The following is a 12619-nucleotide window of genomic DNA, read 5'->3' on the forward strand; positions in this document are numbered from 1 at the left end:
ACCAATGCACCATTTAATTATAAGGTTACATAAGATTAATTAAATCAATTTTGTTTGCTGTATTTAATTTTTTAGTCGTTAAACGGTTCTTTGAGAAGTTCCTATTTAGAACATGGGAGTACTAGATTAATTAAATAATAAATATTATATAAAAAACGAGGGAATATATTGATCCCTCGTTTTCAAAAATTATTATTAATTATTGAATGATTAATTTTTGTGTTTTAGAGCGCGTTCCATCCTGAAGTTTAACGAAGTAAACACCTGATTTTAAATTTAATGTTGTGTTAAAAGAATTTGCTGAATTCACTTCAACCTTTTCTGAATGAACTAATTGACCTGTTATTGAGAAAATAGTCAATTTTGAATCATTGCTAAATCCGTTTAACGCTATTGTTAATTTCCCATCAGTTACAGGGTTTGGATATAATTTTAAAGTTGATTTGTCATTTTGCATGACACTTAAAGCAGCTCCAGAATAACCAATTTCTAATGTTGGAGGTGTTGCAGAATCACCACCTTCAATATTAAAATATTGAGAACCCGTCATTGCTGCATTATCCATACTTAATCTTAAAAACACCCAGTCTCCAGCTACCGCTCCTGCATCATATTGAGCATTTAAGTATGCTATCAAGTTTGCTTCATTTGATGTTTCTTCCCATCTTGCTGTATCTAGACTTCCTGGGTCTACATTTTTAGTGAAATAATCATCTTCTATAGCCATAACACCAGAAGTAGCGTCAGGATATGCACCGGCAAAATGGTCAGAACTAAATATTGTTCTTCCTGTTCCGCCATCAGCTAAAGCTTCTTGAAAAGACAAACCATATAAATCTACATTTGCATCAATCCATTGTCTACCATAGCTTACGTAAACATTTAAGTTAGCAAAATCTACAGTTTCTCCAGAGGGACGTTCTGGTAATTCAAAAGGTATAATTACGCTTGTTAAATTCCCTGAACCATCTACTGCGCTCGAACCTAATTTTGCTGCACCCCATAAATATGGGTTATTAGTCGTTATAACACTCGGATCAGATACATAACCGTCTTCAGTTGGTGCAGTAATTGTGTAATCAGCTGTTGGTCCTGCTGCTGAACCTTCATCTTCTACTTCTATTGTTAATGTTGGAGCGTTTGCTGTCGAACCATCATCAATTCCAAAATAATGCGCTCCAGTAGTTGCTGGGTTATCTACATTTAATCTTAAAAACACATAATCTCCCGCAACTGCACCAGCATCATATTGTGCATTTAAATAGTCTACTAAAGCGGTATCTCCACCAGGATTTGTCTCTTCAAAACGTGCTGTATCTAAAGATCCAGCATCAACATTTTTTGTAAAGTAATCATCTTGAATTGCTGTAACATCAGCTGTAGTATCTGGATATGCATCATCAAAATGGTCTGCAGGATCAATAGTGCTAGCCGCATTATATGGAAGCCCGTATAAATCTACATTGGAAGATATCCATTCGCGACCATAATTGACATGTACTTTTAAATTCGCATTAACTACTAATTTTCCTTCTGGGCGTGCAGGCAGTTTAAAAGGTATAATAGCACTTGTTGTAATTGGGCTCCCGTCTGCAGCACTTGCTCCTATTTTTAACGAATTTATTCCGCCTACATTATTTCCATTTAAATAGGGGTTATTTGCGGGTAAAGCAGTTATATCAGAAATAATACCATCGACATGATAGGATTGACCTGTAACGATCTCTGGTGTAACATCATGGGATGTTGTTTGGGCTTGTAATGCAAATGGTGTTACACCTATTGCAATTCCCAATAATGAATTTAGTAGTGTTGTTTTCATAGTTTATTGTTTTAAAGAATTAGTTTATTGTATGATTAATTTTTGTGTTTTTAGGCTTATCCCATCGGATACCTGAAGCAGATATAGCCCCGCATTTAAATTTAAATTCGTTTCAAAATTTGAACTTGAGTTGGTCTCTACAACTTCGCTATGAACTAAACTACCTGTTAGAGAATAGATATTTAGTTTCGTATTTTCTGATTTAAATCCTTTTAATACGATGGTTAATTTGCCTTCTTTTACTGGGTTTGGATAAAGGATTACACTCGAATTATCGAAAGCATCAATACTCAAAATATTCTCAATTTCTAAGGTTAAAGTTGGTGCTTCTGCTGTTGATTCATCACTTATGCCGTAATAATGGGCACTTGTAGAACCTGTTGTAGCATCTACACTTAGTCTTAAAAAAACATAATCTCCTGCAACAGCACCAGCATCGTATTGTGCATTTATATAGGCGGCTAGGTTGGTATCACCTTCAGAATCCGTATCTATTTGTCGGTCTGTTAAAATCAAAGTGCCAATAGGTTCTGTATCATCTACATCTCTAATAACAAATCCATCTTGTATTCCTGTTGCTGTACCTATAGCACTAGCAAAGGAACCATCATAGAAATCGCTTGGATATATAGCGTTTGAGGTATTATATGGTAATCCGTATAAATCGATATCAGACGAAATCCAATGTCTTATGTAGGCAATGTTTACATTTAAATTTGCGGCTGTTACTAATTTACCAGGTGGACGTACTGGTAATTGAAAAGGAAGGATTGCATTGGTTGTAAACCCTCCTCCCGTTGATGCACTTGCTCCAACTTTTAATACTTTAGTTCCATCGATATCATTTCCATTAAGCCAAGGGTTTGTACTGCCTTCAGTTAAATTAACGACATCAGATATGATACCATCGCCTGTTGGATTAATCATATATTCTGTTGTTGGTTCTCCGCCAGAATCGGGACTTACTGTTAAGTTGAACGATGCTGATGTTATACTTCTTCCGTTATTTGCAATAAGAGTAATATTTTGATATTCGCCATTATCTGACAAGGCAGGAGAAAATACGATGCTACCAGTATTATTACCATTATCGGTTAAGGCTGCAAAACTTGGTAAGTTAGATGTTGTAAAAGATATGTTGTCATCTCCAGTCGTAGATGCTGAAAAATCTATTTGTAACGTAGTTTCTTCAATCATTGATTGATTTGCAATAGATGGTGAAATTATTGCTGGGTCAGCATCGGCAACGCCTGCTATAGTAACCTGACCTAGATCTGGAACCGCTTTTATTAGGGCATATTTTTTTCCATTATGGATTACTATTTCAGAATCTACAGATTCGCCATTTTGAATAGCAGAAGCACTTACCCAACTATTATCAATTCTTATTTTAACGGTTAAAGGAAAATAAAAGGCTGAATCTAACATATCGTCTGTTAGTGTAAATTTTATGTCACTTTCAGAAACATTATCTATGATTAAATTATGGGTTGCAAAGGATTGAGAATATTGAGTAACCTCTGTAAATCCGGCTACCCATAATTCTGGTTTGTCTGCTAAGTATTGTAAAAATTCATTAGTGGTAATTTCACCTGCCTCATCTAAACTATGGAAATGTGTACTTCCCCAACCACGGTAATAATTGGTACCATATAATGTATTTACATTATTTAAAAGCGGTAAAATATACTTGTCTCTATCTGTATCATTACCATAAATATGATTATTAGAAATACTGTTGACATTTAGATAATTAACAGTGTTTGCTTGATTTAAAATTCCTTGGGTTCCTCTAATACCTATAAATTGTGTTCTAGCTATAGTCTCGTTGCCTTCGCCATAAGGATAGGCATAGGTTAAGCATTTGTTAGAGCCAGAGGTTACTTCCGTATCAATTGTTGTTATTGTAGCTTGTAATCTTGCGAGATAATCCGCATCAGATGGGTTGGTTTCGCCTCCTGTTGGGGTATTATACCAATTTCTATCATCGTGTCCATCGATTTGACTTCCCAAAAGAGCAAGGTTATTATAGAGACTCCAGTCTTGAACATTATACGCCGGATCTGCCTCAGTAATCACGAACCACGAAAAATGAAAACCATATTCAGAAATCATCGATGTCCAAAAAGGGATATCCTGTTCGTTATTATCATCAATGGTGATTGTGAATGCGGCTAATTTATCATCATTCCACAAGCAGACATCTCCTTCCCCTACTTCTTCTGGCCATACTTTATCTGTTACTGTAAACCTTGTGCCGACAGCTGGATCAAGATTAAAAGTGTTTTGTCCAATCGATTGTATGAAAATCATTAAGAAGACGAAAAGGGTAGTACTTTTTTTAAACATTTGATTTTTATTGGGATTTGTTAGTTGTTTCTGTATTTGATACAGATATGGCTAAAAATAGATAGCGCTATTCTCAAATATAAATACAAATAGCGGACTAATCCTAGTGTTTTCAGTACTTAGCTTAATAAAACAGACAAAACTAACAAACAATTAAACAGAAAGTACAAACTTTATTTATACTTTTTGAGAATAATGTGTAAAATTAAGGTGATTATTATAAGAAATTTAAATTTTATTAACTCAATTAGTAATTTAATAATTTAAAGACGTAGTTGGCTGTAATTTGTTAAAACGCGTTTTAAAAAATAATGCAACTACCACACGAAGAAAATTTGTGTTTTTGTTTCATCTTCAATAGTATATTCTAATAGGTATTTACCAATAGGCAGTCTTAGATTTTTACTACGAAAAACATGATCTGATATGTCAGAAGGGCTGAAATTCTGTTCAAAAACCTGTTCTCCTGAAAAACTCAGTAATTTAAGTTGTACTTTATCCTGTTTAAAACCTAAAAAGTAAACATTAAAGTCTCCATTAGTTATAGGGTTGGGGGCAATAACAACATTGTTTTTAATAGATTCTACAGTATTAACATTACCTTCATTAAGTTCAGGGTATCCAACAGTAATTTCAAGTGTTGGTTGGTTTTCTTTTTTCTTACCATTGGCACTTACAAAGTTCCATCTATTATAATCTGAAACATCTTTAGAGTTTGGGTTCATTCTTAAAAAGATATAATCCGCAGAATTTGTTTCTGTTTCAAAAATGGTGTTCAAGTAATCTTTGAGTCCTTTTTGTCCAAAGTTATTTGTCTTTATTTCTCCGGAATACATATTGGAGTCTACAAAATTATTCTGAATGGGTCTTGCTGTTACATCCTGACCAAAAGTTCCTTGATAATAGAGATCTTCAGTGACCCAAAAATTCGATTTTGGAGGCAATGCATATAAATCAATGCCTCCTTCGGGTTGATTATCTACTTTAGACAAATACACTTTAAAATTAGCAGATAGAATTTTTTTACCTCCAGGAATTACCGGAAGCTTAAATGGAAATACTCCAGCACCATCTATATTTTCGCCAACACCTCCAATACGAATTTGTGGTTGGCCGTCCCAGTCTCCTTTACCTTTAGAGTGGATCTGTCTATCTGAAGCTTCCGAAGGGATATTAAAAACCTGATTAGCCTCATCAATTTTAGTATACTCAAAGGCTCCAATATTCACGAAGTTGCCTAAAGACCGTTTGTTTTGACTGGCATCTAAATTTGGTGCCATATCCGGTGTTCCACTGTTCAGAGCTTTTGAATTAGGCCCTAAAGAGAAATCAAACAAAGCCCAATTATTAAAGCATTTGTCATAATCATGCACGGAAACAGGAAGGGTAAGATTATAATCTGCAATCCCTTTTATGTTTTTAAAGAGTACATCATTAGACAGGTTATTTCTTATGAAAAGATTTGATGAATCATTTTCACCTATCACTTGTATTGCAAGTGGTGTATTAGTTTCGTCTTTTTTGTTGAAATTTAAGCCGAAATAGGGATTCACAACTGTATTATTAACAATTTTTAGATTGTTCAATTGACCATTTAGGGATATGCCTTTTTTACCATTTGTAATAACAATATTATTTTCAAAAATACTCTCAGAAATGATGGTTTTCAACCCATAAATACCATTTAACACACCTATTTGCGCTCTATTTGATTTGGTGAAATTGATAATTGTATTACCTCTAAAAATGTTGCCTTTTGTTTCTTTTTTAGTAAAATAAATACCAGAGTTTACTTCTGAATCTGTAGCTATACTTTCTTTAATTATGTTGTATTCCAATAAATTATAATTTCCTAAAATAGTAATGGCATTATGGCTGAAAAAATCAATACGGTTATTCCGAATTTGAGTTTTTTCACCAGAAACTATAATTCCGTTTTTGTATTTAGAAATGACATTACTTTCTATTTTACATTGCTTTCCTTGGATCTCAATCGCAGTATAATCGTTTGCGTTTGAAATAAAATTATTTTCCGTTAATCTGATCTTAGAACTATTTTGATGTATAAAAACAGTATTTGAATTTAGGGCTCCATTGAACGTAATATTACTAAATATCCACTTAGATGCAGGCGATTCTTCAGTTCCAAACGTTATAGCGTTTATTGTAGGATTTTGGCCTGTAAGTCCAGAAATAGTAATGTATTTTTCGTTTTGGCCTATAACTTTAACGTCTCCATGATTTCCGGAAAGTAAGAATATAGCATCACCTGCTTTAAATTCTATTCCTTTTTCAAAAACACTTTCTAAGCTGCCCCAAGGATTAGCTTTACTTCCGTCGTTATTTGAATTCCCGTTTACTGGGTCACAATAGAAATCAGTTGCGTAGGTTGCTTGTGCGAATAAGAAAAAAAGAAAGAAGTAGCCGTAAGTTTTCATAGTAATTAAACGTTATTGGTTAATTAAAAAATTTGGAAAATCTTCTGTTTTTTCACAGTTGATTTGTTCCATGACTTGTTGTAATTCCGTTTTTAACAAGGATATGGTATGGTCTCCTCCCTTTTTTCCTAATGCCGAAACACCATACATAAATGAACGTCCTAAAAAGGTGAACTTTGCTCCTGATGCTAAAGATCTAGCCACATCTGGACCCGAACGAAGTCCACTGTCCATCATAACTTCAATCTTATCTCCATATTTCTCAGCAATGGTTTTTAACGGTTTTATGGTGGATTGCCCTGCGTCTAATTGGCGTCCACCATGATTGGAAACTATAATACCGTCTAAGCCTAAACGTATGGCTTCTTCAGTGTCGTGTTCTGAGGCGACACCTTTTAATACGAGTTTTCCTTTCCACATGTCTCTGATAGGCTTAATTTTTTCTTCGTTTAATCGACCGCTAAAGGTTTGGTCCATAAACTTGCCAAGTTGCCTTAAATCTAAGCCTTTGGGCATATAAGGTTTTAGCGTTTCAAAATTGGGTTGTCCGTGTTTTAAAGTTTCTAGTGCCCAATGTGGTTTCCCTAAAATTTGCAAAATATTTTTAACAGACATTTTCGGTGGCATAGCTAAGCCATTTCTAATATCACGAGGTCTAAAACCAAAGGTTGGAACATCACATAAAATAACAAGCACTGGGCAATGTGCAGCTTCTGCTCGTTTAATAATATCATCTCGCAATCGATCTTCTGTAGGATGATATAATTGAAACCATGCCTTACCTTCTGTAAGTTCACTAGCGCGTTCTATACTTGTAGTTGTCACCGTACTGAGCACAAACGGGATATTGTGATTAAACGCTGCTTTTGCTAATATTTCAGGGGAATTGGGCCACATTAAACCTTGTAATCCAACGGGAGCAATTCCGAAAGGCGCATCATATTCTATTCCAAAAAGCGTTGTATTTAACGATGTACCTGTGTGGTTTTTTAAGTAATTAGGTTGTAATTGTACGTCTCTAATCTCAGAGGTATTTCGGTGCAAGTTGACATCTTCATTGCAGCCTCCATCTAAATACTCAAAAGCAAATTTTGGTATTTTTTTTTGAGCTCTCAACCTTAAATCAGTTACGGACGGATATTTCGTGTTTATCTTTAAACTCATCATGTCTTACTTTCGAATAAATGGTATATGTTTTTTTAAGCCATAATTCTTTTTTAAAAAATTAGAATCCAATTTACCAACCAAAATTACAAGGGCTGCTCCCAATGCCGATCCTAATGAAGAACTGGTTGATCTTACTTTTAGGTTACTCAAACGGTGTGTCAATAATTTTATAAATACATCATTATCGCTAAATCCTCCATCAATATACAATCGTTTTATTGAACTGTTAGTGCCTAATGTGGTTTTTATACTTTGTATTTGTATATCGATAAGCTCTATCATTAATTGATGATAAGCGTCTTGATAATTGTCAAATTTGAGGTTAGTTTTCTCTGGTGTTTCAGTGTTGAGCAAATATTTCCACCTATAACATGGACTAAAATTAAGTGATAATCTGTTGAAAATTTGACTATTAAATGCTACCGATTTATGTTGATCTAAAGGCACATCAAAATATTGACTTAATTGTGTGATTTGGTATGTGTATTCTTTTCCCAGTAACAGTTTTGCCGATTTTACAGGCTTGCCATTAACCCTCATATAATTAATAGTGTCATTTTGAAGGTCTTCGTTGGTTAACGCTACTTCGGAATACGGATTTAGTGACACACTCCAAGTGCCTGTTGAAACCAACACAAAAGGTTTTTTAGAGCTCTTTAAATAGGGTATGAGTGCTGAAGAACTATCATGAATACCTACTCCAAATTTTATTCGTTTACCATTATAGTATTTAGAAATACATGTTTCTGTTGAAACAATCGGAGGAAGTATTTGGTCAATGTCTTCGTTATAAACCCAGCTGTGATAATCATTTTCACCATAATCCCAAAGTGATGTGTGGCAACCTATACTGGTAAATTCACTAAGCGGAACACCTGTAAACATATAACTAAGATATTGTGGCAGGTGCAAGGAATACGAAATGTTTTTGAATACGTCTGATTGCTTGTATTTTAACCAATACAATTGCATTCCAGAATTTAACATCCCAGATGGTGGTGATCCTGTTTCTGTAGAAATATCTCCATAGGTGTTATTAAACTGCTCTAGGATATCCGTTGGAATAGGCTTTAAATAATTATAAAGTGGTGTTAGTAGATCTCCGTTTTTATCTAAATGAACAAGACTTGCTCCATATGTAGAAAAATTGACGGCTGTAATTGTATATGTGTTTGAATCTAAAACATTTTTGAATACTGAACTCATCCATTTTTGAAGTGCTTGAATATCTTCCGTTGGAAACCCGTCTTCGTCAACAATTTCTTTTAAGGTCGTGTACTCTTTATAGACTTCGTTATAGTTCGTATCGAAGAGAAAAAACTTTTTATTAGTTTTTCCTATATCGAATATTGCTATAACCTCTTGTTTTATTGGAGTACTCATAGTGTTTTTACAAACCTGTTGCTGTAGAATTCATTCCTCTTTCTTTAATCAATACATGTCTTACATCTAAAAGCCTGTAAGCAGATATAGGATCGATGGCTCCATTATTTCTTAATCGGGCTTCAGCTAATATTGTTTTTACGTCCGTGTTAAAAGCGTCTTGTAAAATGCGTTGTGCCGTTACAACATCATTTTGTAGTTGTGCTTCTTCAAGTGCTTTTTGGTCAATTAATAATGCTTTGGCATACGCTGTTTCAATGGCTTCAATGGATTGAATTAAATCTTCTAAAGGATCTTTTAAATTATGACTTGCATCAATCATCCACGCAGGAATTGGGTTATTCGCTGGATTATTTTCCATTCCAAAAACCAATTCATTAAATATTAAAAATAATTGATAGGGTTTCATAACGCCTACGCTTAAATCATCATCACCATATTTACTATCATTAAAATGAAAACCACCCAACATGCCTCGTGTCATTAATGTGGCTACAATATGCTCAATATTTGTGTTTGGTAAATGATGCCCTAAGTCTACTAAGGTATAAGCTTTTTCTCCTAAATCTTTAGCCAACATGTGAGATGTTCCCCAATCTTGAATAACCATAGAATAGAAATTTGGCTCGTAAGGCTTATATTCTATAAACAATTTCCAATCTGCTGGTAAATGAGCATAAATTTCTTTTAAACTTGCTAAAGTGTTTTCAAAAGCGCGTCTAAAATTGAGCTGTCCAGGAAAATTAGAGCCATCTGCCAACCATACGGTCAAAGATTTTGACCCTAAGGCAATTCCATAATCAATAACGGCTTTATTGTGAGCAACGGCTTGATCTCTAACCTTTTTATCTGTATGACACAGAGATCCAAACTTATAACTATACTCTTGGTTGTCTTGATCTTGAAACGTGTTGGAATTCATGGCATCAAATTGAAGCCCTAAATTTTTTGCTTTTTCTTTAATAGCATTAGTATCTTCAGGAATATCCCAAGGAATATGTAAAGACACTGCATTTGCAGATTTGGTTAAAGCATTAATAACACTAATGTCTTCAAGTTTTTGTTCTAAAGTACTGGGTTCTCCACCAAAACCGAATCTTCCAAATCGTGTGCCACCAGCTCCTAATGCCCAACTTGGTATAGCAATGTTATAGTTTGAAATCGTATCAATAATCTGTTCTAAATTGTCGTGTTTCTTTGATAATTGCGTTAAATTTTCCTTATGATTAACTAATAAATCTTTATTTAAGGCTACTATTTCTTCTTGATGTATTTGCATAGTTATGGTTTCTAAGATTGATTATCGTACAAAAGCATTTGCCATGCCTCCATCTACATTAATAATGTTTCCTGTGCTTTTATCTAAAATAGCAACCAAAGAAAATACGCCATTTGCAATATCAGCAGGATAAATTATTTCGTTTAATAAATTTCGTTTAGCATAATGTGCTGGTAATTCTTCAACCGTAATGCCATAGGCTTCAGCGCGTCCTTTTGCCCATTCGCCTTCCCAGATTTTACTACCCACAATAACACCATCAGGATTTACAACATTCACTCTTATTTTATCGGCTCCCAATTCCGCAGCTAATAATCTAGACATGTGTTGCTGAGCCGCTTTTGCGGTTCCATAACCCACATTATTAGGTCCTGATACGAGTCCGTTTTTGCTCGCTATATTTACAATATCTCCACCTAATTTTTGTTTTCGGTAAATTCCAACGGCTTGTTTTGCCAATTCAAATTGCCCTTTAACCAATACATTTTGCAATATATCCCAATCTTTATCCGTGGTTTCTTCTAATGGTTTTGAAATCGCTAAACCAGCACTGTGCACCACGATATCTACACCGCCAAAAGCTAAACACGCTTGTTTATAAGTGTTGGCTATAGAATGACTATCTGTGACATCGCCCTGAACGTAAATGGCTGTATCGTTTTTGTATGTTACTATGGCTTTTTTTAATCGGTCTTCAGATAAATCCGTAAGTACAACATTAGCGCCTTCTGCGGCTAACTTATCAGCAATGGCTTTGCCAATACCTCCTCCAGCACCAGTTATTAGTGCTACTTTTCTAGACAATGATTGCTCTTTAGGCATTCTTTGTAATTTGGCTTCTTCCAATAGCCAATATTCAATATCAAAGGCTTCTTGACGCGGTAATGAGGTATATTCTGAAATGGCTTCAGCACCACGCATCACATTAATAGCGTTTATATAAAACTCACTCGCTACACGAGCCGTTTGTTTATTTTTTGCAAAACTGAACATTCCAATACCTGGATACAAAATAATGACAGGGTTTGCATCTCGTATGGCAGGACTTGTGTCGTTTTTACAAGTCTCGTAATATGCTTCATATTCTTTTCTGTAGTTATCAAATGCAGGCTCTAACTTTTCAAAAATGAGTTCGGTGTTATTTACATCTTCAGAAGGACTTAAATTGAGTACTAATGGTTGAATTTTCGTTCTTAAAAAGTGGTCTGGACATGACGTTCCCATCGGAGCTAAACGGTGTAGGTTTTTACTGTTTATAAATTCTAAAACTTTGTCATCATCTGTAAAATGACCAATCATTCTGTTTTCAGAAGCACATAAGCCTCTCAGTACTGGTGCTAATATGGCTGCTTTTTCTAGTCGTTCTTCTTTTGGAAGACTTTCAACAATTTGACCGCCAAAAACGTCACCATTTTCAGCAATTTTATTTTCGATATAAGCAGATGCCATCTCTATGACTTCTAAACTGTTGATATAACATTCGTATGAGGTATCTCCCCAAGTGAATAAACCATGAGAACCTAAAACAATGCCGCGAATTCCTGGGTTATCCTCCAAACATTTTTCGAGCATTAAACCCAATTCAAAACCTGGTTTTTTCCATGGAACCCAACCCATAGTGTCTCCCCAAATTTCCTTAGTTACCTTTTCACTGTCTTTTGCAGCAGCTACAGCAATTAAGGCATCAGGATGTAAATGGTCGATATGCTTAAACGGTAACAATCCATGAAGCGGAGTATCTATAGATGGTGCTTTGCTATCTAAATCAAAAATGCAGTGATTGAAAAGCGCTACCATTTCATCTTCATAGGCTACACCTCGATATACTTTTTTTAAATCTCTTAAGCGATCGGTATACAAGCCTGCTATGCCCCTTCTTGTTAGGGTGCCAATATCTCCTCCAGACCCTTTTACCCACATGACTTCAACATCTTTATTTGTTAAAGGGTCTTTCTCAATAGTTTTACAGCTTGTATTTCCTCCTCCATAATTAGTAATTCTAAGATCACTACCTAAGATGTTAGAGCGATATAAAAATTGTGCGACTTCATCGTTTTTTATCTTTTCTACTTTAGTCTCGTCCCATAGATAATCTACATAACGGTAATTTTTTATTGACATGTTAGTGGGTTTTATTTATTAAAAAAAGTGTCGTTTTTTACGTGTTTAAAAAATTTCGGC

At 34.7% G+C, this 12619-nt stretch carries 7 protein-coding genes; all 7 read right to left on the bottom strand.

Annotated elements, in window-relative coordinates:
- Positions 1–199: 199 nt before the first annotated feature.
- Complete coding sequence (locus ACXGSQ_RS03755) at positions 200–1822, bottom strand: T9SS type A sorting domain-containing protein (RefSeq protein WP_458628304.1); 1623 nt, start codon at positions 1820–1822, stop codon at positions 200–202.
- 24 nt (positions 1823–1846) lie between these two features.
- Complete coding sequence (locus ACXGSQ_RS03760) at positions 1847–4135, bottom strand: T9SS type A sorting domain-containing protein (RefSeq protein WP_458628305.1); 2289 nt, start codon at positions 4133–4135, stop codon at positions 1847–1849.
- 353 nt (positions 4136–4488) lie between these two features.
- The gene (locus tag ACXGSQ_RS03765) at positions 4489–6609 is read right to left on the bottom strand and encodes a right-handed parallel beta-helix repeat-containing protein (protein WP_458628306.1); all 2121 of its coding nucleotides are present in this window, start codon (positions 6607–6609) and stop codon (positions 4489–4491) included.
- A gap of 12 nt (positions 6610–6621) precedes the next feature.
- On the bottom strand, positions 6622–7773 hold the full coding sequence (locus ACXGSQ_RS03770) for an alpha-hydroxy acid oxidase (RefSeq protein WP_458629315.1): 1152 nt from the start codon (positions 7771–7773) through the stop codon (positions 6622–6624).
- Positions 7774–7779: 6 nt separating this feature from the next.
- Positions 7780–9159 carry an FGGY-family carbohydrate kinase gene (locus tag ACXGSQ_RS03775; protein WP_458628307.1) on the bottom strand — a complete coding sequence of 460 codons (1380 nt, stop codon included), beginning with the start codon at positions 9157–9159 and terminating at the stop codon, positions 7780–7782.
- A gap of 7 nt (positions 9160–9166) precedes the next feature.
- Positions 9167–10438, bottom strand: coding sequence for a TIM barrel protein (locus ACXGSQ_RS03780; protein ID WP_458628308.1), 1272 nt, complete (start codon positions 10436–10438; stop codon positions 9167–9169).
- Between the two features lie 21 nt (positions 10439–10459).
- A complete protein-coding gene (locus ACXGSQ_RS03785; RefSeq protein ID WP_458628309.1) occupies positions 10460–12559 on the bottom strand; it encodes a bifunctional aldolase/short-chain dehydrogenase in 2100 nt (699 codons plus the stop codon).
- Between the last annotated feature and the right edge of the window lie 60 nt (positions 12560–12619).

It is taken from the genome of Winogradskyella sp. PC D3.3 (genome assembly GCF_054366245.1).

Coding starts and splice junctions, on each gene's coding strand:
- ACXGSQ_RS03755 (WP_458628304.1), bottom strand. CDS start 1,822: ATGAAAACAACACTACTAAATTCATTATTGGGAATTGCAATAGGTGTA.
- ACXGSQ_RS03760 (WP_458628305.1), bottom strand. CDS start 4,135: ATGATTTTCATACAATCGATTGGACAAAACACTTTTAATCTTGATCCA.
- ACXGSQ_RS03765 (WP_458628306.1), bottom strand. CDS start 6,609: ATGAAAACTTACGGCTACTTCTTTCTTTTTTTCTTATTCGCACAAGCA.
- ACXGSQ_RS03770 (WP_458629315.1), bottom strand. CDS start 7,773: ATGAGTTTAAAGATAAACACGAAATATCCGTCCGTAACTGATTTAAGG.
- ACXGSQ_RS03775 (WP_458628307.1), bottom strand. CDS start 9,159: ATGAGTACTCCAATAAAACAAGAGGTTATAGCAATATTCGATATAGGA.
- ACXGSQ_RS03780 (WP_458628308.1), bottom strand. CDS start 10,438: ATGCAAATACATCAAGAAGAAATAGTAGCCTTAAATAAAGATTTATTA.
- ACXGSQ_RS03785 (WP_458628309.1), bottom strand. CDS start 12,559: ATGTCAATAAAAAATTACCGTTATGTAGATTATCTATGGGACGAGACT.